The following is a 25,998-nucleotide window of genomic DNA, read 5'->3' on the forward strand; positions in this document are numbered from 1 at the left end:
CCACGGCAGACTTGTACTCAGTTGTGGAGGAAAGGTCTCCAGGTGCGAGACCACCCAGGAGTGAAGTTGACAGCATTAGTGGTGCGAGGAATGTAGCGAGTGCGGCCTGCATCTGCGGGCTCCTTCAATAAAAACTAATTTAGTTAGAAACAAGCGATAGCTTAATGGACGAACTCAGTGTTTGCTAGATAGAGTGCTGGATCTAACGTGCCTTGTGTGTGCTCGGAGGTAGGGACAACGTCAAAACCCACCTGCCCTTGTCTAGGTTGGTGTCGACACGAGCGTCGATAGTAGCGGCTATACGAGTCATTGAGGATAGTCCAATCCCGGAGGACATATCAGCGTTAGTGGTTGTCGGCTTCGCTACAGGGTTAGCAATGGAGACCAGCGTCCACCCCAGATGTGGGCGGACAGAGATGATAATTTCTGCGCCAGGTGGTGAATACTTCACGGCGTTGAGACATGCCTCAGTAGTAATAGCTGCAATTGGATCCAGAATTTCTCGGGGAAATTCTGGCGCGAATTCTTCACCGGAAACTTCTACAACAGGTGCTCGGTTGAGCCGGGACAGGCGTCCCTGTTCTTCAGATAAAAGCTGAGCAAAGCTCGCAGGCTTTGTGGTGGTTGCAAAACTTGTACCGTCGTTGATCCCATTGATGTCGTTTCGCAGAACCTTGGTAAGCGCACGGACTTCAGACATTGAAGAGCGCATAGAATCGCTAAGCTCATTGAGCTTCTTGGCTAGCTTTGGCTGCTTAGAGTACTCGAGGCTTAGCGCCTCTAGCTGCATGGTATTAACAGTAAGGTTAGATACAACCGAATTGTGCAAAGTCTCTGCGAGGTCGGATTGGCGGCGCTTGACATCATCGTTCCATTCCAGCATTGCGGATTTATAGCGGTCAGCAGAATGGGCGAAAGTGCCACCGATGACTCCGCCAATAGTGATTAGCATGGCCCAAGTAAAGGCTGGTGCAGGATCTATATTCATGCTGGGTTCTGTTGGGTCAATTAGACCACCCAGCCACAGCACTATTCCGATCAGGAAAGTGCGCCCATGATGTCCGTGGTATGCAATCACGGCAAGAAATATTGGTGCTAAGAATACTGAGCTAATAAATGGAGTCTTGGTAAGTAGTGTTGCAGTTACCCAGACGACAATAAAAGTCACTGACATGCTGATAGGCCAGCGGTAAGCGCAAGTCGTGATAACGGTGAGGACAAGGCCAAGCACTGCGGACGACAGCTGGTCTTCGGTGGGAGAAAAGAATGCGCCGAGTAAAGCGAGTACTACACAGAAAAAGGCGGTCAATGCAGCGGTTCGCTGCAAGGTCATGGCTTCGCGAATGCGTTGGTAAATATGTGGCTGTGAAAGTTTAGGCACGGTGCGGCACACGCTTCCTGGTTGCTAAAGCTCGATGGGTTTGTCTCCTTAGTGTAAGTACAACGGCCGCCAAGTAGCCATTGAAAACAGCGGAACCCCCGCACCTTCGTGCGCGGTTCCTTGTGGTGGGTTCCGAGCGGAGGAAGAAGGTGGGGGGGGTAGCTGGTCTTCATGAAGGAGTGCAGATTGCTAATTACTTAGCTTCTGCGGCAGCCTCTGCTTCATCCTTGGAGGACAGGCCCTCGGAGTCGGTGTTGGACTCGGAGGAAGCCTCGATGAGGCCCTTGATGCCTTTTACGAGTGCCTCGAAGTCGATGGCGGAGCTGAGGTCTGCGAGGGAATCGAACATATATTTTCCTTTCGGATAGGCGGAGTAAAACTACAATCTCTCTCTGGGGTAGCAGCTCTTGGCTGCTGTGATTCCTAGTATGCGGTAGCGGAGGTGGGCTGCCAATCCTCTTTTGGATCCTTTCTGAGGTAACTTTTGTATCCTCTTAATAAGATTTAAGGATTTCCATTTGGATGCAGTTTGGATTGCGAGGGTAAATCTGTATGGGTGGGCGAGGGGGCGTCGGAAAGAGCTGTGCTGAGCTGGGTAAAAGCAGGAATTTTGAGAAAAGTTGAGTCGCGGGGAATAACTTTTGTGGGCTTCCGGTTGTAAGAATTGAGTGACACAGGCTCAAGGTTGTGTGACTGGATGTGGAAATTCTGTTACAGTAGCGCTCGGACACAACGAGAAGTTGAGTCACTGACAATCAACTTTACTAATTACCCCAAGATAAAAGGAGAAAAAAATCATGGGACGCGCAGTAGGTATTGACCTTGGTACGACGAACTCTGTCGTTTCCGTGCTGGAAGGTGGCGAGTCCACCGTTATTGCAAACTCTGAGGGCTCCCGCACCACGCCTTCCGTTGTTGCTTTTGCAAAGAACGGCGAAATCCTAGTTGGTCAGTCCGCTAAGAACCAGGCGGTGACCAATGTTGACCGCACCATCCGCTCCGTTAAGCGCCACATCGGCACTGACTGGAAGATCAACATTGATGACAAGGACTACACCTCCCAGGAGATCTCCGCCCGCACGCTGATGAAGCTGAAGCGCGATGCGGAGTCTTACTTGGGCGAGGACGTTACCGACGCCGTTATTACCGTCCCGGCTTACTTCGAGGATGCACAGCGCCAGGCCACCAAGGAAGCCGGCCAGATTGCAGGCCTGAACGTGCTCCGTATCGTTAACGAGCCAACCGCAGCTGCTTTGGCTTATGGCCTGGAAAAGGGCGAGCAGGAGCAGACCATCCTGGTATTCGACCTGGGTGGCGGCACCTTCGACGTCTCCTTGCTGGAAATCGGCGATGGCGTCGTTGAGGTTATGGCCACCGCCGGCGATAACGAGCTGGGTGGCGATGACTGGGATCAGCGCATCGTCGACTGGCTGGTAGACCGCTTCAAGACCTCCCAGGGCGTTGACCTGACCAAGGATAAGCGCGCCGTGCAGCGTCTGCGCGAGGCTGCAGAGAAGGCCAAGATTGAGCTGTCCTCCTCCCAGCAGGCCAACATTAACCTGCCGTACATCACCGTTGACTCCGACAAGAACCCGCTGTTCTTGGATGAGACCCTGACCCGCACCGAGTTCCAGAAGATCACCCAGGATCTGCTGGACCGCACCAAGGCTCCGTTCAACCAGGTCATTAAGGACGCTGACCTTTCCGTCGGCGATATCGACCACGTTGTTCTCGTTGGCGGTTCCACCCGTATGCCAGCCGTATCTGACCTGGTTAAGGAACTGACCGGCAAGGATGCCAACAAGGGCGTTAACCCGGACGAGGTTGTTGCTGTGGGCGCTGCCTTGCAGGCAGGCGTGCTGCGCGGCGAGGTTAAGGACGTGCTGCTTCTCGACGTCACCCCGCTGTCCCTCGGCATTGAGACCAAGGGTGGCGTGATGACCAAGCTTATCGAGCGCAACACCACCATTCCAACCAAGAAGTCCGAGACCTTCACCACCGCGGAAGACAACCAGCCTTCCGTACAGATTCAGGTCTTCCAGGGCGAGCGCGAGATGGCTACCGCCAATAAGCTGCTGGGCTCCTTCGAGCTCGGCGGTATTGCTCCGGCACCGCGCGGTGTTCCGCAGATTGAGGTCACCTTCGATATCGATGCCAACGGCATCGTCCACGTGACCGCAAAGGACAAGGGCACCGGCAAGGAAAACACCATCAAGATTCAGGATGGTTCCGGCCTGTCCCAGGAAGAGATCGACCGCATGGTCAAGGACGCTGAGCAGCACGCCGAAGAGGACAAGAAGCGCCGCGAGGAGCAGGAGCTGCGCAATAACGCAGAGTCCACCTCCTACCAGACCCGCAAGTTCTTGGATGACAACGCTGACAAGGTATCCGAGGACGTGAAGACCAAGGTCACCGAGGCTGCTGACGCCGTCGATGAGGCCCTGAAGGGCGATGACCTCGAGGCCATCAAGTCCGCAGTGGAGAAGCTGTCCACCGAATCCCAGGAGATGGGCAAGCAGATCTACGAGGCACAGGCTGCTGAGGCCGGCGCTGAGGGTGCTGCCGATGCTGGTGCTGAGCAGGGTGACCCGAACGTTGTCGACGCTGAGGTCGTTGACGAGGACGAGAACAAGGATGGCGACAAGTAATGACTCAGGACAGCGGAATGCCGCAAAACCCAGGCGACCCGGAAAACACGGATCCGGAGGCTACCTCGGCTGACCGCGCTGAGGCTGCCGCCGAGCAGGCTGAGGAGGCCCAGGCCGCGCAAGAAGCGCAGGCTGATGCCACCGAAGAAGCCGAGCTGGATCCCTCTCTCGATGCTGACCTCGAAGAAGCGCTGGCAGATGTCAACGCTGATGAGGTAGAGGCCGAAGCCGCGGGCGAAGAGCCCGCCGGTTCTGGCGCCAGCGATGTAGAAGCACAGTTGGCAGAACGCACGGAGGACCTGCAGCGTCTGAATGCGGAATACACCAACTACCGCCGCCGCACCGAGCGTGACCGCCAAGCCGTCATCGAGACCGCCAAGGCCAAGGTCATCGCAGATTTTCTGCCTGTCCTTGATGACCTGGAACTGGCCGATGAACACGGTGACTTGGAAGGCCCGCTCAAGGCGTTTGCGGATAAGCTCCAGGACACTCTGGCAAAGCACGAACTCGCGGCCTTCGGTGAAGAGGGCGATGCCTTCGACCCGGAGATCCACGAGGCCGTGCAGGATTTGTCCTCAGGTGATGAACAGGTGCTCGGTACCGTGCTGCGCAAGGGTTACCGCGTGGGCGAGAGGTTGGTACGCAATGCCATGGTCATCATCGCGGACCCCAGCGATGAGGCCGGCAGCTCGGAAGATTCCGAATAATTAACCAAAAAGGGCGCCCTGGGAACTTAACTTTCACCTTCCCGTGGCGCCCTTTTTACTTAACTTGTATCGATTCTCTTTGAAAGGAGGAGATGCCCAGTGAGCGCTAAACCCGAATGGGCAGACAAAGATTACTATGCGGATCTGGGGGTCTCCTCGTCCGCAGACCAGAACGAGATTAAGCGTGCTTACCGCAAGCTAGCACGCGAAAATCACCCCGATACCCACCCGGACGACCCCGCGGCAGCGGAACGGTTCAAGAAGGTTGCGGAAGCCTACGACGTGCTTTCCGACGCCACCGAGCGCAAGGAATACGACCAGTTCAAGGCCATGCTCCGCAATGGAGGCGGCTTTGGACGGATGGGAGGCGCCGGATTTCCCGGCGGGTTTCGATCCACGCGCATGGGTGGACAAGGTGCGCAAGAATTCGACCTCTCGGACCTCTTCGGAGGATCCGCTGGAGGATCGGCTCAAGGCGGCGGTGTTGGGGATATCTTCGGTAGCGTTTTCAACCGCGGCGGTAGTGCTGGCCACTCAGCTAAACCGTCGCGGGGGGCCGACGTCGAAACGGAAATAACCCTCGACTTCCGCGAGGCCGCTAAGGGAACCACCATTCCCCTGGCACTCAGCGGCAATGCGCCGTGCACCACGTGCCACGGCTCGGGTTCCGCTTCCGGCAAGACCTCTACCTGTGGCACCTGCAGTGGTACCGGTTTTACCTCGGAGAACCGCGGCGCTTTCGGTTTCTCTGCCCCGTGTAAGGACTGCGATGGTACCGGCCGCCGCATCACGGATCCGTGCAAGGATTGCCACGGCACCGGCACGGTTCACCGCACTCGCAATATCACCGTGCGCATCCCCGCCGGCGTCATCGATGGACAAAAGGTCCGCCTCGCCGGTCAGGGCGAAGCAGGTCCCAACGGCACTCCGGCCGGTGACCTCTTCGTGGCGGTGACCGTAAAGCCGGACAAGGTCTTTACCCGCGAGGGCGATGACCTGCATGTCACCGTTCCGGTTTCTTTCACGGAGCTGGCCTTGGGCGATACCATCGCGGTTCCAACTTTGGATAACCCGGTGCGCGTGAAGATCCCCGCTGGAACGCCGGATGGACGCACGCTGCGGGTGCGCGGAAGGGGCATCGCCAAGCGCGGTGGCAACTCCGGTGATCTGCTGGTTACCGTGCAGGTGACCGTGCCCACCAAGCTCGATGCCGCTGCCTCCAGCGCCCTGCGCACCTATGCTCAAGCGGAAAAGGACTCCGGTTTCAACCCGCGTGCGGGTTGGGCCGGCGCCGAGAATGCTTAAGGCAGGAGGTGTGTTAAAAAATGAGCACTGGAAAGGCAGAAGATTCCGGCACCGCGGTCTACGTCATCTCCGTAGCTGCGGAACTATCCGGAATGCACGCCCAAACCCTGCGCACCTATGACCGCATGGGCTTGGTCTCCCCGGCCCGCACCCGTGGCGGCGGCCGCCGCTACTCCGACCGGGACATCGAGCTGCTGCGCAAGATTCAAGCATTATCCCAAGACGATGGCGTCAATCTTGCCGGCATCAAGTCCATCATCGAGTTGACCGAGGAACGCGATCGACTCGAGGCCGAGCGCGACGCTTTAGCTGAAGAGGTCCGAGCCCTGCGTGAGCAGGCCGCTGGACGTCGCCCGCAGTGCAGTGGTGAGCTTGTCCATGTACCACGGTCCACCTCCGTGGTGATGTGGAGCCCGCGCACCGCGCGCGAACGAAAACGCTCCCGCGGTCGTGGATACGGCCAAGACTAACTCTCGCTCTGCAGACGAGTACACCCAACCCCGCAGCCAGCTTTCCCGCTGGCTGCGGGGTTTTCTTTGGCCTTGGCCGTGAGAACCACTTGATGATGCTGGGCCACTAGCAGGAGACTAAGAATATGTTGGTCTCCTATTCGGACCAGCCGGCTGGTCTGTTCTAAAAGGCCCTACCCCTCGGACTAGTTCGCGCGTGCCACTTGGCCTAGGCCCCGCAAGAACTGGGGGTCCTCCCAATAGGAGCCATGATCGCCAGGGAGACCATCCGCACCGGGAAGGGGAGTAGCGCCAAAGGCATCAATGGTGGGATCGGGGCCATGGATGCCAGCGTGAGGCCCCGTCGTAATAGCGATGGGGTCGTTGGCGTTTGTGGCTGCCCAGATGCGGCCATGCAGTTCTGAGGCGTGGCCAGCGTCGGTGCCGGGACTGCCGACGAGCACTACGTCATTAGCAATTCTTTCCTGCTTTGCGGCATGCCCGGTGACTACTGAACCATAGGAATATCCCACTACGGTGCGCTTGGCCTGTGGATAGCGTGCACCGAGCGAGCGCTGAAACCGGGCGAGTTCTTGACTGGCAGTTCGCGCGGGAGTGGCGTGAACTGCACGGGGCAGGGAGGAGGGCGCCTGGTAGCCCAACCACACGACCGCGGGACCGCCGCTGGCCTTAGCAAGATTGCGGCCGCGGTCTACCGCACGCTGCCAGGTTTCTGGATCGGAGGAGTGAACCCCTTCCACGAACGTGGTAAGTGATGCCGGTGTGGTCCGGAAGCCGCCGGGGTCCACCATGGCTACGAGCCGGCCGTCGCTAGTTTCTAGCACTCGCATATCTGGGTTCTGCGCGGCTAGCTGAGATACGTGCTCGCTGGCGTGGGCAAGATTAATCTCGTGGACGGTATCCACTGGAAGATCGGAGAAGTCTTCCAAGCGAACGGGTGGGGCCACCCCGCTAGGCGTACATAGGGCATCGATTTCTTGGGAGCATAGCCAGTCGAGGGAATCGCCCAGCGCCCGCACTTGATTCAACAAGAGTCCAGCGGCGCTGGCCGCGGCGCCATTGCGCTCATCCACTTGTCCTAGAAATGCGATGATGCGGTCCTCGAGTTCCTCGCGGCGGGCCTGCAGGCTGGCGTGGAGCTCAAGGGTGGTGGCAACCTGCTCCATCTGGTGCAGCGGTTGGGCCAGCCAGTCGGTGTAGCCCGCCAAACTGGTGCGGGCGGCGTCACCGGCGGGGCCACCCAGTGATAGGCCACGCCAATCCTGGTGTGCATCGATAAAACGAAAGCGCAGTTCAGCGCGTTCGCTATGCAACATACTGGCGCCATGTCTTAAAGCCACGGATAGGGTCATCGCGCATCTCCCAATGCCTGGCCCAGGTGGGAATCCACCCCGGCGGCAGTGTTGAGGAAGGCCTCAATGGAGCGCAATTGCTCGGCCGTGGCGTCCTCCGTTGCGGCCACGGCGCTGGACCAGGTGGCACGGGCTCGCTCTAGTGCGGCCGCGGTGCGGCAGGCGGTATCGAGCGTGGCCGTCGGCGGTGGCAGCGGAGGGCGCGCCATGAGGGAGCGGACGTAATCGGGCAGGTGCGTGGGAATTTCTACATAACTCATGCCCCTAAGCCTGAAGGACCACACAACGCCGCGCTAGGGGTACAGACGCAGCCTGTGGATAACTTCGCCCTGCTTCATTATTTTGGGAGGCATGAAGGTAGCAGCAGTGCAGTTAACGTCCACCGGTAATATTACCGAAAACCAGGAATTGGCCCTCGCCAAGATCCGTGAGGCGGCCGGAAACGGGGCGCGGTTAATCGTGCTGCCGGAGGCCACGGCGCAGAATTTCCGCTCTGGGCGCCTTGATGAGCAGGCACAGACGCTCGAAGGCCCGTTCGCCACGGCTATCCAAGCGCTCGCAGAGGAGCTCGAGGTCACCGTCGTGGCCGGCATGTTCTGCCCAGCCGATACCGTGGAGCGCGAGGGCAAGACCATTAATCGCGTGACCAATACGGCGCTCATTGCAGGACCTGGCGTGCTGGGCGGCTACGACAAGATCCACACCTATGATGCCTTTGACTACCGCGAATCGGATACGGTCTTAGCCGGCGAATCGCTCGTAGCCTTCGACGTGGATGACCTTATTGTGGGTGTGGCCACCTGCTATGACATTCGCTTCCCAGAACAGTTCAAGGAGCTGGCCAGCCAGGGCGCGCAGCTCATTGTGGTGCCCACGAGTTGGGCGGACGGCCCTGGAAAGCTGGAGCAGTGGCGTCTGCTCACGGCCGCGCGTGCCTTGGACTCCACCAGCTATATCGTTGCGGCCGGCCAATCGCGCCCGGGCGGTGACGCAGAGGCGGGCAATCCTTCCGGACCAACGGGTATTGGCCATTCCACCATCGTTGATCCGAATGGCGTGCGCATGGCCGAGGCCGGCTACGAGGATGACATCCTCTATGCCGACATCGATCCGAATGAGGTAGCGAAAACCCGCCGTGCCCTGCCGGTTGTGGCCACTGTGGACTAGGCCAGAGCCGCGTAGTCTTCCGGCTGCCAGCGCCCGTCGCGGCCCCAGCTAAGGACGTCGATCTGCTGCTTGCCGACGCCTCTTTGAACCAACCTTTCCGCACCTTCCACAACCTCGTCGGCCGGTCCGACGAGTAAGAAGCGTGGGGGAGTGCCTGTGGATAACTCCACCTCGTTGACTACTACATCGGTCGGTTCCCCGGAGACTACATAGTCGGCGTCGGGTGCCAATTCGCGGGCATTGAGCAGCCACGGGTCTTTTTCTTCCCGCACGATGCGGCGCACCGGTACGCCGAGGGCTGCCAGGTTCTGCTGGAAGTAGGTGTCATAGTGGGCGCCGGGGCTGCCCGCCACAGCAAAAAGGCGCGGTATTCGGCTGCGGTCTTTATCGCCCAGCGCGGCGAGCGCCGCGCAGCGAGCCGTGGCCCAGCCGGTGCCGTAGGCAATGATGACCAGTTCTCCTGCGCCCGCGTTCTGGAGGCTAATGCCGCCGGCGGGCTGGCCCAAGGTCCACCAATCGCCAGGCTGCGCGTGCGCGAGGGACCGGGAAGCCTCGCCTGCGGTGGAGACATGAAAGACCACCTGGCCGGTTCCGTCGCTAGGCTGCGCAGGGGTGAGCATCCGCCATTGCCCGGGCAAGTACTGTGTGGTCACCGGAAAGTGCTGGCCCGGTTGATAGGGCACAGCCAAGCCAGCCTCCACGCGGATGATGGACGTCTCGCGGGTGGGGTGATCTACAGCTACCACTTGCGCCGAGTGCGCCGGTGCTTCGCCGGCGGCGTCGGACTCCCGTGCGGCGTCGGCCATCGTGGCGCATACTTGGTGGATGACGTCGCAGGCAAAGTTGTATTGATACTGCGTCAGCGCCAAAACCCGCAGGCCTTCCACGAGGGCATCGTCGAAGCGGGAATAGATTTCGGCCGGAAACCCATGCCGGCGGTGATCGCGGGCGAGCTGGGTGAGTTTTGCGGAGACGTCGGCAAGCAGGGGCTCCCCAGGCTCCGTATGCTCAATCACCCATGCCAGCGCAGGCACCATCGAGGTATGGGTATCGCGCATCGACAGGGCAAAAATCTGCCGGGATTCAGGCACCGCGTTAAAGAAATGCTCGTGCACCGCATCGCGGTACTCGTCTGCGTAATTTCGAAAATGCTCGCCCAATTCCCACATGTTTGACCATCCTAATGCGCGCCATGGGCGGAATGGGGCAGCGCGGTAGACGCTACCCACGATTTTCTTGCCGCGGAGGACCGCCAACGCATCGTAGAAAACCTCATTCCCCATTACTTTCCCGCGGTAGAACTCTGCGGGGCCGAACTGGACGGCGAGCTCGTGGGCTTTTATCGCAGCTACGGGTTCGTTATCACCGGCAGGGACGAGACCGATGCCGATGGCAGGCCCTATCCCATCCTGCACATGCGGCTAGCCCCAGAGTTCCAGTCATAGGTCGAGGGCGGCACTGCCGATCACGATGCTGAGGTAAGAAGCCACGCCTCCCATAGTAAGCGGGGGTGAAAAAGGGATCCTATGTTGTGGCTCACTTGTCGGAAGGTATTGTATTCCCTATCCGTCTGCCCTCTAACGGGGGCAAGCCGCCATAATTGCACAGCTAGAAAGGGTCCTCATGGAAGATTTTTCCGCTTATACGCTCATGTTGGATGTGGGCTGGATTTCTTTGCTCATGGTCATCGGCAACGTCCTGCGCCACCAGGTGAAGTTTATCTTCCAGGACCTGCTGCTGCCTGCCCCGATTACCGCCGGCCTTATCGGCCTGCTGGTAGGTCCAAACGTGCTGGGCTGGATCAACTTCTCCGATAACTTGGGTGACTACACCTCCATCCTCATCGCGGTGGTCTTTGCGTCTATGGCCTACTCCATGGAAGTGGGCGGCAACATGGGCAAGGGCGCGCGCAATATGTGGGGCTATTCCACCATGATGTTCACCGGCCAGTGGGGCCTGTTCATCGTGCTGGGTCTTTTCCTCTTTGCGCCGCTTTTCGATACCCCGAATTGGTTCGGCATGATGCTGCCCGTCGGCTTTACCGGCGGCTTCGGTACCGCCGCGGCCGTGGGTGGCGCGCTGGAGGGCGTGGGCGCCGATGCCGCCTCCTCGCTGGGCTTTACCTCTGCGACCGTCGGCACGCTGGCCGCCATCATCGGCGGCGTGATCGCCGGCAACTGGGGCATCCGCAAGGGCAAGGTCTCCCACGTGCCGAAGGAACTGCCGGAAGAACTGCGCCGCGGCTACATCAAAAACATCGATGAGCGCCCGTCGCTCGGCCGCGCTACTACCAACCCTTCCTCCATCGAGCCGCTCGCATTGCACTTCGGATTCATCATCCTGACCGTGATGACCGCTTACGGCATCAACCAGGGCCTGAGCAGCATCTGGGAAAACGTCTCCGTGCCGCTCTTTGCTATGTCCATGGTGGTGGGCCTTTTCTTCCGTGCGCTCATGAACTTCGTCGGCGCAGAGGATTACTTGGATAAGGACTCCATTTCTTCCATCTCCGGCGCGGCCACGGACTACCTCATTGCCTTCGGTGTTGCCGCCATTGTCCCGGCCGCTATTGCCTCCTACTGGCAGGCACTTCTCCTGCTCTTCGTCCTGGGCACCATCTTCTGCGTGTTCTTCTTGCTGTGGTTCCCGGCCGAGTTCTTTGGTGAACGCTGGATTGAGCGTGGCATCTTTGGCTGGGGCTGGGCCACCGCCACCGTGGCCACCGGCATCGCCATCCTCAAGATTGTGGATCCTAAGCTCAAGTCCGGCACGCTGTCCGAATACGGCATGGCCTACATCGGTTTCGGTCCCTTCGAAATCTCGTGGACCATCATCGCACCTATGGCCGTCATGTACGGATTCACCGGCCTCTTTGGTGCCATTTCCCTGGCCATTTCCATCGGCGTCTACATTGCCTTCAAATCCATGCGCCTTATGCCGCCGCGCGGCACTATCTTCCAAGAGGGCATTGGCCATGTAGGTCAGAAGCAGGTATAGCTGCGCTTGCCGACGCCCCCCTTGCCAACCCCGCTGCAGAACCTGTGGCGGGGACTTTTTATCAAGACTGTGCCTTCTAAGTGTGTCTTGACAGCCGAAATCTTGACTCCTGCACTGCCGCCCCTCGGTGTAGAAGGTTAAGAAGAACCGCTAAACGTTAAGTATTCTCAGGCTATGTTTATATAAACAAATAATGATTGCATTGACCTTTCTGAGGGATTGACCCTGCTGTTACTACTGTCCACATTTAAAATCTGGAGTCACTTGAAGCGTTAACCATTAGCGGGTATTGATTTACCTTAGAATTTGTTATAATTTCAGGGAATCAATCTTTGTCTTGATGAGGAACTAAATGTATGAGCTGGACGGCGCTTCCGCGCGAGTAGAAATTTTGGAAGCGGCCTTAGGTATCGCTGGGACGCGAGGTGAACCTGCAGTAACTTTGGAGGAAGTTGCAAAATCCTTGCAGCGCCCGCTCTCGGATATTGAGGAAGAGTTCTCTTCCAGCTCAGAGATCCTTGATGCGATGCCCAATTTTCTGGATTGGCGTTTAACCAATTACATGGAAAAAGTGGTGGACCACCTTCCCGAAGGCGCGGGTGCCGCAGAGATTTTGAAGGCCTTGGGTGAAGGGTATTTCTTCTATTGCCAGGAACAGCCAGAGCTTTATGGCTATCTCTTTGAGAGATACCCGGCCTTGGACGATGTTCAGGTATGCAATATGGCCAAAGGTACGCATACTGGAAACTCGGGCGCAGATTTCGTAGTAAACGTGCTGAAGCAACTGGCTCAAGAACAGGGCGCCGTTGTAGGTGAAGATATTGCCCTTGGCGATATTGGTCGCATTGCTCTTGCAATCTGGTCAATTATTCATGGCCTAAGCCATCTCAGTACCAAGGGCGTGGTCCGTTTCCAGCATTCGGTCATTCGCATTGCCAACCTGAGGCAGACTGTCCAGCTGGTATTGGAAGCGATTATTGATTGGTTTGCCGTCAAAGATATTCCAGAGCGTCGGCCAATTATGTATTCCGCGCGCGAAATTGTAGAGCAGGCAATGGGGCAGTGGGAAGATCGTCCACTCGTTGCCCCTCAGAGCGTTGAGTCCTTGGAGTTTGAAAAGGCCAAGGATCTAATTATTGAAACGGCGCTCCACGTGGTGGCCCGAGAAGGCGTTAGTCGTTCCTTCTTCAAACAGGTGGCTCAAGAGTTGAATACCACTACGGATTTTCTCAACTCCGTGATCGACAATGACTTCGCGCTGCGGGAGTATGCCGAAGAGCGAGTAACCCTGGAAATGGCCGAGATGTTTGAAAAGGCAATCGGTTCTTTGCCGGCGGATACCGCTATCGTGGATCGCCTTCATATCGTGGCCTCTGTATATTTCAATTTTTCGCTTCGCCATACTGAACGGTTCTGCGCGATTATCGGCCTGGCTAATGGGTCGATCGTTCCGCATAGCGGTGACGGCAGCCCGCATGAAGGTATGACGGAAAATTTTGCCATCATGATGAAGCTTTTGCGCGAATTCATTATGGAGGCAGGAATTCAGCCGACAGATCAGCTGGTTTACTTGAGTGCCTTGGCTATGTGGGCGGGTGCTGACGGCGTATCCCATCTGTGCGCTTTGGGAGACTTCAGGGAGTACGAGGATGACCTGAAGTGGGGTCTCTTCTCCCAGGCGTTGACCTCTTCCTTCTTTGCGGTGGCGCATGGTCTGCAGTTGGTGGACAAAAATCTCCCATAGGTTGAGTGGAATAGACTCAACTTTGGGTGCGTTGTGCTAAGTGAAGCCCTACAGTGGGGTGAATAAAACTTAGAAGGAGCAACGCACGCATGAACTCATTTAACCCGACCACTAAAACACAGGAAGCCCTGCAAGAGGCCCTGCAAACCGCCTCGTCTAATGGCAATCCGGATATCCGCCCCGCCCACCTGCTGGCGGCCATTCTTAGCCAAGAAGGCGGCATCGCCGCGCCAGTACTTAAAGCCACTGGCGTAGATCCGGATACCGTGCTCAAAGAAGCCCGCGAGCTCGTTGACTCGTATCCGAAGGCGGAGGGCGCCAATATGGCCAATCCGCAATTTAACCGCGATGGACTTAATGTCTTGACCAAGTCGCAGGAGTTGGCCGGTGAACTGGGCGATGAATTCGTCTCCACCGAGGTCCTTCTCGCCGCTATTGCTGGCTCCAAGACCGACGCCGCCGAGCTGCTTACCGGCCGCGGTGCTACTTATGACGCCATCAAGGGCGCCTTCCCCTCCGTTCGCGGCGCTGCCAAGGTGACCTCCGAGAACCCAGAGGACCAGTTCCAGGCGTTAGAAAAGTACGCCACGGACCTCACCGCGCGTGCCCGCGAGGGAAAGATCGACCCGGTCATCGGCCGTGATCAGGAAATTCGCCGCGTAGTCCAGGTGCTCAGCCGTCGCACGAAGAATAACCCGGTGCTCATTGGCGAGCCCGGCGTGGGCAAAACCGCCATCGTGGAGGGCCTAGCCCGCCGCATCGTGGCTGGCGACGTCCCCGAGTCCCTCAAGGGCAAGACCCTCATCAGCCTTGATCTAGGTTCCATGGTCGCCGGCGCGAAGTACCGCGGCGAATTCGAGGAGCGCTTGAAGGCCGTGCTTGATGAGATTAAGTCCTCCGAGGGCGAGATCATCACCTTCATCGATGAGCTGCACACCATCGTCGGCGCCGGCGCTACTGGCGACGGCTCCATGGACGCCGGCAACATGATCAAGCCCATGCTGGCCCGCGGCGAGCTGCGTTTGGTTGGCGCCACCACCTTGGACGAATATCGCAAGTACATCGAAAAGGACGCCGCCCTCGAGCGCCGCTTCCAGCAGGTCTACGCCGCCGAGCCTTCCGTGGAAGACACCATCGGCATCCTGCGTGGCTTGAAGGAGCGCTACGAGGTCCACCACGGCGTGCGCATCATGGACTCCGCGCTGGTGTCGGCCGCAGAGCTATCCAACCGCTACATCACCAACCGCTTCCTGCCGGATAAGGCCATCGACCTCGTCGATGAGGCAGGCTCCCGCCTGCGCATGGAGATCGATTCCTCCCCACAGGAAATCGACGAGCTCGAGCGCATCGTTCGCCGCATGGAGATCGAAGAGCTGGCGCTGAAGAAGGAATCTGACGCTGCCTCCCAGGACCGTCTAGCCACCCTGCAAGGCGAGCTCGCGGACCAGCGCGAGAAGCTCGGCGAGCTCAAAGCCCGCTGGGCCAACGAGAAGAAGGCCATCGACGATGTCCAAAACATCAAGGAAGAACTCGATGACCTGCGCCGCCAAGCCGAAATCGCCGAGCGCGACGGCGACCTCGCACTCGCCTCCGAGATCAACTACGGCAAGATTCCACCGCTGGAAAAGGAACTCGCGGCCGCGGAGGTCAAAGCCGCCGAGCAGCGCAATACGATGCTCGATGAGGAGGTGAGCCCAGACACCATCGCGGAGGTCGTTTCCGCCTGGACCGGCATCCCAGCCGGCAAGATGTTGCAGGGCGAGACCGAGAAGCTGCTCAACATGGAATCCGTGCTGGGCAACCGCGTGGTCGGCCAGAAGGAAGCCGTCACCGCGGTTTCGGACGCCGTGCGCCGCTCCCGTGCGGGCGTGGCCGACCCCAACCGCCCGACCGGTTCCTTCCTCTTCCTCGGCCCCACCGGTGTGGGCAAGACCGAGCTGGCGAAGGCATTGGCGGACTTCCTCTTCGACGATGAATCCGCCATGGTGCGCATCGATATGTCCGAGTACGGCGAGAAGCACTCCGTTTCCCGCCTCGTCGGTGCCCCTCCGGGATACGTCGGCCACGAAGCCGGCGGCCAGCTCACCGAGGCCGTGCGCCGCCGCCCCTACACGCTCGTGCTTTTCGACGAAGTGGAAAAGGCCCACCCCGACGTCTTCGACGTCCTCCTGCAGGTCCTGGATGAAGGCCGGCTTACCGACGGCCAAGGACGCACCGTCGACTTCCGCAATACCGTCATCATCCTGACCTCCAACCTGGGCGCCGGCGGCACCCGCGAGGAGACCATGGACGCGGTGAAGAAGGCCTTCAAGCCCGAATTCATCAACCGTCTTGATGATGTGGTCATGTTCGAGCCCCTTTCGGAGGAGCTCCTGCGCGGCATCGTCGACATCCAACTGCGCGGCCTGTCCGAGCGCCTCGACGCCCGCCGCCTGACCCTGCAGGTTTCGGATTCCGCCAAGTCCTGGTTGGCCGAGCGCGGCTACGACCCGGCCTATGGCGCCCGCCCGTTGCGCCGCACCATCCAGCAGGCCATTGGTGACAAGCTCGCCAAGAAGCTGCTGGCTGGCGATATCGTTGATGGCGACACCGTCCACGTGGACGTCGCCGATGGCGGCGCCGAACTAGACATCGCCGCCCGCTAGTCGGCCGCGCAGCGCCCGCCGCGCCAAATCCTGCTCATGCCCTTAGACTCGGGGGCATGAGCATTTTGGTCTCCCCGCAAGAACTCCGCGAATCCATTTATCACGGCGAGCGTTTCACCCTCTTGGCCACCCACTGGCAGCCCCAGCTGCGCCAGAGCTACAACGAATTTACCTCCCTGCACATCCCGACGGCACTGTTTAGCGATACCGCCAATTCCTTCGCCGGCCTGCCTGGCTCCCAGGTAGGCCGCAACCCGCTGCCGGATCCGGATAAGCTGCAGGAGCACTTCCGCCAGTGGGGAATCCGTAAGGACCGCCCCGTCGTGGTCTATGACGAAGGCCGTGGCCTTTTCGCCGGCCGCGCGTGGTGGACCTTGCGCTGGGCCGGCCTAGAAAACGTCCGCATCCTCGACGGCGGCTTGGCCAATTGGCGACACCTGGGCTATACCACGCTGACCGGCCCCGGCAACTTCGCCGTCGGTGCCACCGCCGAGGTCAACCCGGGCCAGATGCCCGTGGCCACCATCGATGACGTGCGCAATCACGATGGCCTGCTCATCGATACCCGCACCCGCAACCGCTTCGCCGGCCGCCGCGAGAACCTTGACCTCAAGGCCGGCCACATCCCCGGCGCCGTCAACGTGCCAGAGCGCCTGTTCCACAACGATGGCCTGCGCACCTGGAAGTCCGCGGGCGAAATCCGCGAAGTGCTTTTCGACGCCGGCCTCACCCCCGACAACGTCCAAGGCGCCATCATTTACTCCGGTTCCGGCAACCACTCCGCCCTCGCCCTTGCCGCCATGGAAGACGCCGGCTTCACCGGCCTGCGCCACTATGTCGGCGGCTGGTCCCAGTGGTCCGCCAACCCCCACAACCCCGTAGAGCGCGGCGACTGCCTCACCGTCAACGGCTAATCGCCCCAGCCCGCCCCTCGCCTTCGCCCTCAGCCTCCCGCGTCCGCGCGCCGAGCGCTGAGGGCTTGCTCGTTCCTACTACTATCGTGGGGTGATGGCTTTTCTAATCCTTGCTCTCGCGGTTCTTCTCGGCATTGCCGGCGGTGCCTTGCTGCTTTACGACGGCAAACAGCGCACCTCCACCCCTACACCCTCCGCGGACGCAGACACCGCTTCCACCGAGCCGGCCTCCACGGACCCAGCTTCGGCCGCGCCCGCCGATTCCAGCTCCGCTGACGCCGAGTCCGCCGAGACCGACTCTGCTCTCGCCGAGCGCAGTTCCACCGACGTGCAAGCAGAAGCCCTTCCCGTCGATGCGCCACACGACACCGCGAGTCCCGCCGGCGACGCGCCCAACCTGGATTCCGATACTGCCCCCAACTCAGCTCCCTCATCCGAGCCCACCCCCGAGCCGGATTCTAAACCGGAACCGGTCCGCGAACCGGAGCCTGACAAGGATTCCGAGTCCGCGTCCAGCGCAGAATCCACACCAGAGCAAGCCCTGATCCACAATCTAGCCCACGAGTCGGACCGCCAATCAGCAAGCGATCCAGAAAGCGAGCCACGCCCGCATTCGAAGCCGCACACCCGCCATCGGCCGGTTCTGCCAGGAACCATGCGCCGCGAGCGCCGCAATTGGGCAGAAGCCAAAGGCTTTGAATTTATGAAGTCCGATCCTTATCTCGTAGACGAGTGGACCAGGGGAGTGGCCTCCACGGGCGCGGCGCCCAAAGACATTGTTGCAGGCAATGTGTACGGCCACGAGATGCTGTTGATGGATATCGATGGCGTCAACGTCATGGCCATGCGTACCGGAGCGGCCTCCGACATGGTCGTGGATTTCCGTCGCTTCGACCGCGACGATGCGAAGGCCTCCGAGGACCTGCTGTTGGCGATGACCATCGAGGGTTTCGATGTGTATTCCTCGGATAGCGCCGTGACCGAGCGCATGGTCGACGAGCGCGTGCATGTTGCTCTGCAGCAAATGCCCGAGGCCGTTACTGCACTGTGGATGGAAACCGAGTGGGTCCTGGCGCAGACCACAAAGCAGGCGCGCTCCGCGGAATGGGACGCGATGCTGCCGCCTCTTGCCCTGCTTGCCGACGCCGCCCGCGTCCTCCCACCGCGTTCCTCGGCCACCCACGTGGTGCGCCTCGAGGAATTGGACCCAGCCCGCGAGATTCCCGCCCAGCCCATCGTCGAGGCCGTCGGCGGCACGCCGGCCGCCGGCGCGCCCGAATTCGAACGACCCGTCATTCAACGGCCGGAGGAGCCGTTGCAGATGCCGTCTCGGGCCTACTCTGAAACCCGCGGCCCAGTCGAGCACACCGCTCTGGGCGGCGACGAGGTCGACGCGATTGCCGACGGCCGCGAGCGCCCCACCCCCGATTCCCATACCGCCCGCCTGCCGCGCCAGCAGTTCCGCGCCGCCTCCATCTTCGATAGCCCCTCCGCCGACTCCACCACCGACGGCTCCCGCGCGGCCGACCCCAACCCAGTCGACCCCAACCCGGCGAGCGAGTCCGCGGCCGAGGAATCGGACCCGCGCCGGGGAGAGTAGCCTAGAGTCCGATACTGGCGGCCGGCCGCCGCCCACGAACCACGACAAGGAGCAGATGACTGTGGATTCTCACACCACCAACGCCCAGAACGCGCACGCCCAGAACCTGGACGCCGAGAAGAAGGCCCGCCTCGCTGAACTGGTCAAGGAACTGGCCGTCGTCCACGGCAAGGTGACCCTGTCCTCGGGCAAGGAAGCTGACTACTACGTGGATCTCCGCCGCGCTACCTTGCATCACGAGGCCTCCCGCCTTATCGGTGCCCTGCTGCGCGAGCTGACCGCGGATTGGGATTTCGCGGCCGTCGGTGGCCTGACCCTCGGCGCCGACCCGGTTGCTACCTCCATCATGCATGCCGACGGCCGCGATATCGACGCCTTCGTCGTGCGCAAGGAAGCCAAGAAGCACGGCATGCAGCGCCGCATCGAGGGCGCCGACGTAGAAGGCAAGAAGGTCCTCGTCGTAGAGGACACCACGACCACCGGCAACTCCCCGCTGACCGCCGTGGCCGCGCTGCGCGAGGCCGGCGCCGAGGTCGTGGGCGTGGCGACCGTCGTGGACCGCGAGACCGGTGCCGGCGACGTCATCGCCGCAGAAGGCCTCGAGTACCGCTCCCTGCTGGGCCTGGGCGACCTTGACCTCGCCTAACGCAGATAGCGCGGCCGACCAGGCCAAGCCGGACGAGGCCAAACCGGATGAGACCAAGGGGCCGACCGAGTGGAACGAGGGTCGCCATGGCGTAGGCCCCTGGGAAGGTCCGCTGCCGCAAGGGCCGGAGGCCGCGAAATACGACCCAGAGCTGCTTGCCGAAGGCGACCGCCGCAACGTCGTCGACGCCTACCGCTACTGGAGCAGGGAAGCGATCAAAGAGGACATCGATAAGCGCCGGCATAGCCTGCACATCGCCATCGAGAACTTCGAAAACGACGCCAATATCGGCACCGTCGTGCGCACCGCCAACGCCTTCGCCGTCGATACTGTGCACATCGTCGGCCGCCGACGGTGGAATCGCCGCGGGGCCATGGTCACGGATAGGTACCAGCACTTGATGCACCACGAGAGCGTCGAAAAGCTTATTGCGTGGGCGGCCGAGGAGGGGCTTACCGTGGTAGCCATCGACAACACCCCCGGTTGCGTGCCCCTGGAAACAGCCGAGCTGCCGGAGCGCAGCCTGCTGCTTTTCGGTCAAGAGGGCCCCGGCGTGACGCAAGCGGCCCAGGACGCCGCAGTGATGACCTGCTCCATCGCCCAATTTGGCTCCACCCGCTCCATCAACGCGGGGGTCGCGGCCGGCATTGCCATGCACGCCTGGATCCGCCAGCACGCCGATCTGGACAATTCCTGGTAGGAAGATCGTTACACTAGCTATATCTACCCGTGCGACTGGAGTGATTGAGGAACCGTGGAAGAAAAGTGGGCCCACCGCGCCGAACTCGCAGAAGCCGCCATCAATGAGCGCCACGCGCACTCCGTATGGGGCCTGCCGCGCACCAATCTTGCCGTGGTTAGCTGGCCGCCCACGACGAAGGAAAAGCTCTTTGTCCACTGGCACTACTGGTGGCAGGCCCACTACCTGGACTGCCTCGTTGATGCGGCGCTGCGCAATAACACCAAGGTGCGCCGCCACCGCATCTATGACACCTTGCGCGGCATTCGCATCCGCAACCTCGCGCAGCTGACCAAGAATAAGTACTACGACGACAAGGCCTGGCTCGCGCTGGCTTTCGGCCGCGTAGAGGGATTGAAGAAAGCAAAGACGCCCAAGCGTCTCGCGGCCCTGCAGCGCAATATCCACGAAGGCCTCGATGAAACGCTTGGCGTGCTGCCGTGGCGCCTGGGCGAGAATTTCATGAACGTGCCCTCCAATGGCCCGGGCGCCATCATGCTCGCGCGCATGGGGCGCATTGAGGAAGCGCGCCGCATCGTGGACTGGATCTATGACCACCTGCTTGACGACGACGGCTACATCATGGACGGCGTCCGCATGCGCATGGACGGCCCTGAGGTGGTAAAAAACATCCACCCCTACTGCCAGGGCGTGGTGCTCGGCGCGTGCCTGGAAATCGTGCTGGCGCTGCGGGAAAAGGCTGGCGTGGGCGATTTGGAACAGATCGACAGCGTGTACGAGGCCGAGATGGCTTCCGAGATGATGGACTACATCATCCGCATCCGGGGCTTGGTGCAGACCGTGGCTTCGGGCATGGCTACGCCTTCGGGCGTGGTGGACTGGGAGACCGGCGATGGTGACGGTGGCCTGTTTAAAGGCATTTTGATGCGCTATCTTGCCGACGTCGCCGTGCGCCTGCCCGGCGATTCTCCCGCCAACCGTGCGACGAAGAAGCTGGCCGCGCGCATGGTGATGGCCTCGGCCGAGTCGGTGTGGGAACACCGCCTTGAGGTCGACGGCCTGCCGATTTTCGGATCCGACTGGCTGTCCGATGCGCGCCTGCCGCATAACTACGGCTTCGGCCGGCGCACCATGAGTGAGAAGGTCGGCATCATTCGCGTAGATGAGCGCGATTTGTCCGTGCAGCTTTCCGGCTGGATGCTGATGGAGGCCTGCGCCCGCGTGGTGCGATATTTGGCTAAATAACCCACGCTTGTCGGAGTGGATTGGTCCCGGAAATGACTGGGTTGAAAATGTCACACGGTTTTTGCGGCAGAAATTCCGTGAAACGGGCATACTTGGCTGTTGGAACGTGTTTGACCACAAACCCACTTTTTAAGGATGGAAACTCATGCCAATTGCAACCCCTGAGGTCTATAACGAGATGCTGGACACCGCGAAGAAGAACGGCTTCGCGTTCCCAGCAATCAACTGCACCTCATCTGAGACCATTAACGCAGCTCTGAAGGGCTTTGCTGAGGCCGAGTCCGACGGCATCATCCAGTTCTCCACCGGCGGTGCCGCCTTCGGCTCTGGCCTGGCACTGAAGGACAAGGTCAAGGGTGCTCAGGCACTGGCCGCATTCGCTCATGAGGCCGCCAAGCACTACGGCGTGAATATCGCGCTGCACACCGACCACTGCCAGAAGGAAGTACTCGATGAGTACGTCCGCCCGTTGCTGGCTATCTCCCAGGAGCGCGTCGACCGCGGCGAGAACCCACTGTTCCAGTCCCACATGTGGGACGGCTCCGCTATTCCTATCGACGAGAACCTCGTCATCGCCCAGGAGCTGCTGGAAAAGGCTAAGAACGCGCACGTCATCCTCGAGGCCGAGATCGGCGTCGTCGGCGGCGAAGAGGACGGCGTCCAGGCCAAGGCAGGCGCTAACCTCTACACCTCCCCAGAGGACTTTGAAAAGACCATCGATGCCCTAGGCACCGGCGAGAAGGGCCGCTACCTGCTGGCCGCAACCTTCGGTAACGTTCACGGCGTCTACAAGCCAGGCAACGTGAAGCTGCGCCCAGAGGTCCTGCTCGAGGGCCAGAAGGTGGCACAGAAGAAGCTCGGCCTGGGTGAGGACGAGTACGCCTTCGACTTCGTCTTCCACGGTGGCTCCGGCTCCGAGAAGGAAAAGATCGAAGAGGCTCTGGGCTACGGCGTCATCAAGATGAACGTGGATACCGATACTCAGTACGCCTTCACCAACCCGATTGCTCGCCACATGATGGAGAACTACGACGGCGTCTTCAAGATCGACGGCGAGGTTGGCAACAAGAAGGTCTACGACCCACGCTCCTACCTGAAGAAGGCAGAGCAGAGCATGTCTGAGCGCGTCATCGAGTCCTGCCAGGACCTGCACTCCGTGGGCAAGTCCATCTCCAAGTAATTGCCCTTAGCTGCTCCACACTGCTTTGAGTTGAGGCAGCCTCGTATATAGGCATGCCGAATGAGCCGCTTCCCCCGCGTGGGAGGCGGCTTTTCGTACTTTCGGCCGGGGTGGTTCCGGGCGAGGGATCGATGATCGGCCGGTGCAGTTAGGGGTTTTGTGTGGGGCTGGGGACGAAGCGTGGGGTGTTGCTCCACGGCGGTACCCAGGCGACGCGGCCATCGATGCGCACCATGCGGCCGCGCTCGGTGGGGCGGGAGGGGTCGTCTTGGTTGACGGCGTTGTGGTGCGCGCACAAGGTGACCAGATTTTCTTGGTTGGTGGGCCCGCCGGCGGACCAGGCGGTGAGGTGGTGGATTTGGGCGTCGTCGGCAGGCGTATTGCAGCCCGGCCAGGCGCACACGGGATGCTCGGCCGCGGCGAGCATGCGCTGTTTCCACGTGGCCATGCGCTCGGTGCGGTACAGGTTCACCGGGCCGTGCTCCGGGTGCACCAGGCTGACGTAGCCGCGCTGGGCTAAAGCGCGGGCGACGAGCTGCGCGCCGGTCATGCGGGCGCCGTTGGTGAGCTGGAGGGTGATATCGGAGGCGTCGGCAGGCGCGGCGACGATGCGGTCGAGCTGGTCCAGGGTGAGGATGACGTTGGTATGCACGGCCGGCAGCGCGCCGGGGTTGCCCTCGAGGAGGACCTTCTTGGCGGCGGCGAGGGGATCATCTTTGTTGACGGAAGCGAGCACGCCCTTGATATCGGCGATATCGGTGGGATCGGCCGTAATGGAGATGGTGTGGGGTCCGTCGGGGCGGCGGGTATAGCGCACGCCGGGCTCGGGGCGACGGGGCGGATTGAGCTGCTTGAGGAGCTTCTTGACCACAGAAGGGATGAAGCGGGACTCGGTGCGGCACAGTTCTAGGCGCAGGTCCCAGGCGCGGTTGGTATCGCGCACGCGGCGGGTATAGGACTCGATGCTATCGAGTGTGGCGAGGTCGTGAGCGCGGGTTCGGGCGGCGTCGCGAGCGAGGCGCTGCTTGCGGGTATTGGACGTGCGGCCGAAGTAGACGTGCTGCAGGCGGGCGAGCTGGGCAGCCAGAAGGGGGCTGGCTCCGGCCCTGAGGAGTGAGTCTTCGGAGCAGCCCTGAAATTCGGCGATGAGATCGACGCCGCGGCGGCATAGCGAGAGAAATTCGGTGTTCACATGGCCGAAGCTAAAGGGGGCTCGAGGGCCGAACAAGCGGTGCGCGGCCGGGGAGGTGGAAATTGTGGATAGGTGGGGGAAAAGGGGGCGTCGGCAAGAGCTATCCACAAGCCGGCCGACGGCCGAGATGCGCGGGGCCGGCGGCGATGGTAAGGGCGGTCTTCTATGCTGGAGGTCATGTCGGAAGCGAAGGAAAGAGTCTCAACGCGGCAGAAGCTGCGGGTGATTGACCGCTCGGTGCTCTCGCGGGTCAACCGCATCCGCTCGCGGTTTGTCTACATCATCCAGGCGACCATTGGCGCGGCGCTCGCGTACTGGGTGGCCGGCGATGTGGTGGGGCACCCGCAGCCGTTCTTTGCGCCGATTTCTGCGGTCATCATTCTGGGGATGTCCGGTGGGGACAGGATGAAAAAGGCGCTGGAGATGTCGATTGGCGGCATCATTGGCGTGGCCGTGGGCGACCTGCTCTTCCAGATAGTGGGCCAAGGGCCGTTCCAGATTTTCTTCATTGTGGGCGCGGGCCTGGTGGTGGGCTCGTTTCTGACCAAGTCGCCGCTGGTGACCAACCAGATTGTCTTTGGCGCGATTTTGATTGCGACGATTTTCCCACCCACGGAGGGCCCGGGTGGCCTGCACCGCGCGATTGACGCGATGATTGGCTCGGGCATTGGCCTAATAACCATTGCGCTGATCCCCAATTCCCCGTTGGTGGAGGCGCGGCGCGAGGTATCGAAGGTGCTTAAGGTTGCCTCGAGCATTCTTGCCGACGTCACTTATGGCATCCGCCGCCAAGACCCCGCCGTCATCCGCGACGCGCGCGAGGCGGTGCGCGGTACGCAAAATAGCGTCAATACCCTGCTGAGCGCGGCGCAATCGGGCAGGGAGGCCTCAGAAGTCTCGCCGCTGTTGTGGGCCTCTCGGCGCAGCATTCGCTCGCTGGAGCGCATCCTGTTGCCAGTGGATAACGCGGTCCGCGGCGTGCGCGTGCTCTCCCGCCAGGCGCTGGGCCTGACGGAGGACCGCGACAAGGTTTCGGACAAGCAGGTGGAGTTGCTCGATGAGCTTTCTGAAATCATGCTCGCGATTAGTGAGCTCTACGGCCAGGGCAAGAAGCATGGGCACGATGAGGCGATTGAAATTCCGGACCTTGTGCAGCGTCTGCGCATCGTGGGCGGGCGCGCCGGGCTGGACATCATTGATAGGGAAGGCACGCTGTCGGCCTATATGATTCTGGGCCAGACGCGCTCGATCGTGGTGGACATGCTGATGGTGTGCGGGCTCTCGCGCGAGTCGGCCGTGGCGCACCTCGTGCCGACCTCGCAGCACCCGGCCTACCCGCCGGAGGTGTGGGGGCGCGAGGACTAGCGTCCTCGCGCGGAGGCAAGGACCTCGCGCGGGGTTAAGGGCGGACGATCTGGAGATCGCGCAGGTGGCGGTAGAACGTCACGCGGGTTACCGGGCGCTTGTGGGGGACGGAATCGACGATGACTCGCAGCTGCGGGCCGCCGGCCTGGACGGCGCGGCCGGTGCTGACGGATTCGGGGTCGAGCTGGCCGGGCTTGCGCAGCAGCGAGCGCAGGCGGCCCTGCGACTCGACGGGGGAGGTGGCGCGGGCGGCGAGGATGCCGGGGGCGTCGGTCATCGGGACGAGGCGCGCGCCGAAAGTTTTGGGGGAAGTGGCGGCTAGGGTGTGGTCGTCGATGATGACTTCGCCGGTGAAAGGGCCATTGGCGGCGTCTGAGATGGTGGCGGAGCCCGCGACGGCGAGGCCGGAGTCGTTGCGGATGAGCGGCGCAGGGCGGACCGGGGCCGTGCGTGCGAAGTCGAGGGACTCGGCCGCGTCGGTTGGAAGTCCCCAGTTCTGCGCGGCTGCGGACGGGGTGGAGGCTGCGGCTGTGGGGACGGGGATGAAAGCGACCTCGGCCCAGAGGCGGTCGGAGCGCATGAGGCGGGTCAGCACGGCCGAAAGGGCGGCGTCGGAGCCGGCGACGACGATGCGGGCGGGCTCTACTAGGTGCGGGGCCTGTGGGGCAGGTTCGGGGGCGCCGAGGTGGCGGACATCGGGTTGCGCGGCGATGTCATCGAGCGAGGGAGTGGGGTCTGTG

At 61.2% G+C, this 25,998-nt stretch carries 22 protein-coding genes; 15 read left to right on the forward strand and 7 right to left on the reverse strand.

Features of this window, described 5'->3' with window-relative positions; genetic code table 11:
- Window positions 1–202 precede the first annotated feature (202 nt).
- Together MHY24_RS04170 and MHY24_RS04175 are read right to left on the reverse strand one after the other, a co-directional pair.
- A complete protein-coding gene (locus tag MHY24_RS04170; protein ID WP_239191698.1) occupies window positions 203–1,381 on the reverse strand; it encodes a histidine kinase in 1,179 nt (392 codons plus the stop codon).
- 193 nt (window positions 1,382–1,574) lie between these two features.
- Window positions 1,575–1,730, reverse strand: a complete 156-nt coding sequence (locus MHY24_RS04175) for a hypothetical protein (protein ID WP_239228455.1) — start codon at window positions 1,728–1,730, stop codon at window positions 1,575–1,577.
- A 448-nt stretch (window positions 1,731–2,178) separates the two neighbouring features.
- Between MHY24_RS04175 and dnaK the strand changes: the two genes are divergently transcribed.
- From dnaK to MHY24_RS04195, 4 genes are all read left to right on the forward strand, one after another.
- Window positions 2,179–4,029: a molecular chaperone DnaK gene (dnaK, locus tag MHY24_RS04180; RefSeq protein WP_239191692.1), complete on the forward strand. Its 1,851-nt coding sequence runs from the start codon at window positions 2,179–2,181 to the stop codon at window positions 4,027–4,029.
- The gene (gene grpE, locus MHY24_RS04185) at window positions 4,029–4,736 is read left to right on the forward strand and encodes a nucleotide exchange factor GrpE (RefSeq protein ID WP_239191688.1); all 708 of its coding nucleotides are present in this window, start codon (window positions 4,029–4,031) and stop codon (window positions 4,734–4,736) included. Before dnaK ends, grpE begins: the two co-directional genes overlap by 1 nt.
- A gap of 99 nt (window positions 4,737–4,835) precedes the next feature.
- Window positions 4,836–6,041: a molecular chaperone DnaJ gene (gene dnaJ, locus MHY24_RS04190; protein WP_179387050.1), complete on the forward strand. Its 1,206-nt coding sequence runs from the start codon at window positions 4,836–4,838 to the stop codon at window positions 6,039–6,041.
- Between the two features lie 20 nt (window positions 6,042–6,061).
- Window positions 6,062–6,511 (forward strand): helix-turn-helix transcriptional regulator, encoded by a 450-nt coding sequence (locus MHY24_RS04195; RefSeq protein ID WP_239191685.1) that lies wholly within the window; start codon window positions 6,062–6,064, stop codon window positions 6,509–6,511.
- A gap of 185 nt (window positions 6,512–6,696) precedes the next feature.
- Here MHY24_RS04195 and MHY24_RS04200 read toward each other — a convergent pair whose 3' ends face one another.
- Both MHY24_RS04200 and MHY24_RS04205 read right to left on the reverse strand, forming a co-directional pair.
- A complete protein-coding gene (locus MHY24_RS04200) occupies window positions 6,697–7,827 on the reverse strand; it encodes an alpha/beta hydrolase (protein ID WP_239228456.1) in 1,131 nt (376 codons plus the stop codon).
- Window positions 7,828–7,859: 32 nt separating this feature from the next.
- Window positions 7,860–8,123 (reverse strand): hypothetical protein, encoded by a 264-nt coding sequence (locus MHY24_RS04205; RefSeq protein WP_204610864.1) that lies wholly within the window; start codon window positions 8,121–8,123, stop codon window positions 7,860–7,862.
- Window positions 8,124–8,214: 91 nt separating this feature from the next.
- Here MHY24_RS04205 and MHY24_RS04210 point away from each other — a divergent pair, with 91 nt between their 5' ends.
- On the forward strand, window positions 8,215–9,030 hold the full coding sequence (locus tag MHY24_RS04210; RefSeq protein ID WP_239228457.1) for a carbon-nitrogen hydrolase family protein: 816 nt from the start codon (window positions 8,215–8,217) through the stop codon (window positions 9,028–9,030).
- On the opposite strand, the gene MHY24_RS04215 is transcribed toward MHY24_RS04210, so the two are convergent.
- Entirely contained in the window at window positions 9,027–10,445 is a 1,419-nt protein-coding gene (locus MHY24_RS04215; protein ID WP_239228458.1) for a 2-polyprenylphenol hydroxylase, read from the reverse strand. The genes MHY24_RS04210 and MHY24_RS04215 overlap by 4 nt on opposite strands.
- A 208-nt stretch (window positions 10,446–10,653) precedes the next feature.
- On the opposite strand from MHY24_RS04215, the gene MHY24_RS04220 reads away from it, so the two are divergent.
- The 9 genes from MHY24_RS04220 to fbaA all read left to right on the forward strand — a co-directional run bounded on the left by MHY24_RS04220 (window position 10,654) and on the right by fbaA (window position 22,701).
- Window positions 10,654–12,027, forward strand: a complete 1,374-nt coding sequence (locus MHY24_RS04220) for a sodium/glutamate symporter (RefSeq protein ID WP_239228459.1) — start codon at window positions 10,654–10,656, stop codon at window positions 12,025–12,027.
- Window positions 12,028–12,379: 352 nt separating this feature from the next.
- The gene (locus MHY24_RS04225) at window positions 12,380–13,771 is read left to right on the forward strand and encodes a TetR family transcriptional regulator (protein ID WP_239191663.1); all 1,392 of its coding nucleotides are present in this window, start codon (window positions 12,380–12,382) and stop codon (window positions 13,769–13,771) included.
- Window positions 13,772–13,860: 89 nt separating this feature from the next.
- Window positions 13,861–16,416, forward strand: coding sequence for an ATP-dependent chaperone ClpB (gene clpB / locus MHY24_RS04230; RefSeq protein ID WP_239191661.1), 2,556 nt, complete (start codon window positions 13,861–13,863; stop codon window positions 16,414–16,416).
- Window positions 16,417–16,472: 56 nt separating this feature from the next.
- Entirely contained in the window at window positions 16,473–17,330 is an 858-nt protein-coding gene (locus tag MHY24_RS04235) for a sulfurtransferase (RefSeq protein WP_239228460.1), read from the forward strand.
- A gap of 94 nt (window positions 17,331–17,424) precedes the next feature.
- Window positions 17,425–18,930: a hypothetical protein gene (locus tag MHY24_RS04240; RefSeq protein WP_239228461.1), complete on the forward strand. Its 1,506-nt coding sequence runs from the start codon at window positions 17,425–17,427 to the stop codon at window positions 18,928–18,930.
- A 55-nt stretch (window positions 18,931–18,985) separates the two neighbouring features.
- Window positions 18,986–19,576, forward strand: a complete 591-nt coding sequence (pyrE, locus tag MHY24_RS04245; RefSeq protein WP_049377135.1) for an orotate phosphoribosyltransferase — start codon at window positions 18,986–18,988, stop codon at window positions 19,574–19,576.
- Window positions 19,563–20,276, forward strand: coding sequence for an RNA methyltransferase (locus tag MHY24_RS04250; RefSeq protein ID WP_239228462.1), 714 nt, complete (start codon window positions 19,563–19,565; stop codon window positions 20,274–20,276). The genes pyrE and MHY24_RS04250 overlap by 14 nt, the downstream gene beginning before the upstream one ends.
- Window positions 20,277–20,330: 54 nt before the next feature.
- On the forward strand, window positions 20,331–21,521 hold the full coding sequence (locus MHY24_RS04255; protein ID WP_239228463.1) for a glycoside hydrolase family 76 protein: 1,191 nt from the start codon (window positions 20,331–20,333) through the stop codon (window positions 21,519–21,521).
- Between the two features lie 145 nt (window positions 21,522–21,666).
- A complete protein-coding gene (gene fbaA, locus MHY24_RS04260; protein ID WP_239191650.1) occupies window positions 21,667–22,701 on the forward strand; it encodes a class II fructose-bisphosphate aldolase in 1,035 nt (344 codons plus the stop codon).
- 148 nt (window positions 22,702–22,849) lie between these two features.
- Here the strand turns inward: fbaA and MHY24_RS12150 are convergent, their stop codons facing one another.
- A complete protein-coding gene (locus MHY24_RS12150) occupies window positions 22,850–23,893 on the reverse strand; it encodes an HNH endonuclease signature motif containing protein (protein ID WP_239228464.1) in 1,044 nt (347 codons plus the stop codon).
- A gap of 165 nt (window positions 23,894–24,058) precedes the next feature.
- On the opposite strand from MHY24_RS12150, the gene MHY24_RS04270 reads away from it, so the two are divergent.
- Window positions 24,059–25,258, forward strand: a complete 1,200-nt coding sequence (locus tag MHY24_RS04270) for an aromatic acid exporter family protein (protein ID WP_239228465.1) — start codon at window positions 24,059–24,061, stop codon at window positions 25,256–25,258.
- A 34-nt stretch (window positions 25,259–25,292) separates the two neighbouring features.
- On the opposite strand, the gene MHY24_RS04275 is transcribed toward MHY24_RS04270, so the two are convergent.
- Window positions 25,293–25,998: hypothetical protein (locus MHY24_RS04275; RefSeq protein WP_239228466.1), on the reverse strand; the 706-nt coding region annotated here is incomplete at its 5' end.

It is taken from the genome of Corynebacterium sp. ACRPQ (assembly GCF_022347225.1).
GTDB lineage: Bacteria > Actinomycetota > Actinomycetes > Mycobacteriales > Mycobacteriaceae > Corynebacterium > Corynebacterium tuberculostearicum_D.

Coding starts and splice junctions, on each gene's coding strand:
- MHY24_RS04175 (WP_239228455.1), bottom strand. CDS start 1,730: ATGTTCGATTCCCTCGCAGACCTCAGCTCCGCCATCGACTTCGAGGCA.
- dnaK (WP_239191692.1), top strand. CDS start 2,179: ATGGGACGCGCAGTAGGTATTGACCTTGGTACGACGAACTCTGTCGTT.
- grpE (WP_239191688.1), top strand. CDS start 4,029: ATGACTCAGGACAGCGGAATGCCGCAAAACCCAGGCGACCCGGAAAAC.
- MHY24_RS04195 (WP_239191685.1), top strand. CDS start 6,062: ATGAGCACTGGAAAGGCAGAAGATTCCGGCACCGCGGTCTACGTCATC.
- MHY24_RS04200 (WP_239228456.1), bottom strand. CDS start 7,827: ATGTTGCATAGCGAACGCGCTGAACTGCGCTTTCGTTTTATCGATGCA.
- MHY24_RS04205 (WP_204610864.1), bottom strand. CDS start 8,123: ATGAGTTATGTAGAAATTCCCACGCACCTGCCCGATTACGTCCGCTCC.
- MHY24_RS04210 (WP_239228457.1), top strand. CDS start 8,215: ATGAAGGTAGCAGCAGTGCAGTTAACGTCCACCGGTAATATTACCGAA.
- MHY24_RS04220 (WP_239228459.1), top strand. CDS start 10,654: ATGGAAGATTTTTCCGCTTATACGCTCATGTTGGATGTGGGCTGGATT.
- MHY24_RS04225 (WP_239191663.1), top strand. CDS start 12,380: ATGTATGAGCTGGACGGCGCTTCCGCGCGAGTAGAAATTTTGGAAGCG.
- clpB (WP_239191661.1), top strand. CDS start 13,861: ATGAACTCATTTAACCCGACCACTAAAACACAGGAAGCCCTGCAAGAG.
- MHY24_RS04235 (WP_239228460.1), top strand. CDS start 16,473: ATGAGCATTTTGGTCTCCCCGCAAGAACTCCGCGAATCCATTTATCAC.
- MHY24_RS04240 (WP_239228461.1), top strand. CDS start 17,425: ATGGCTTTTCTAATCCTTGCTCTCGCGGTTCTTCTCGGCATTGCCGGC.
- pyrE (WP_049377135.1), top strand. CDS start 18,986: ATGACTGTGGATTCTCACACCACCAACGCCCAGAACGCGCACGCCCAG.
- fbaA (WP_239191650.1), top strand. CDS start 21,667: ATGCCAATTGCAACCCCTGAGGTCTATAACGAGATGCTGGACACCGCG.
- MHY24_RS04270 (WP_239228465.1), top strand. CDS start 24,059: ATGCTGGAGGTCATGTCGGAAGCGAAGGAAAGAGTCTCAACGCGGCAG.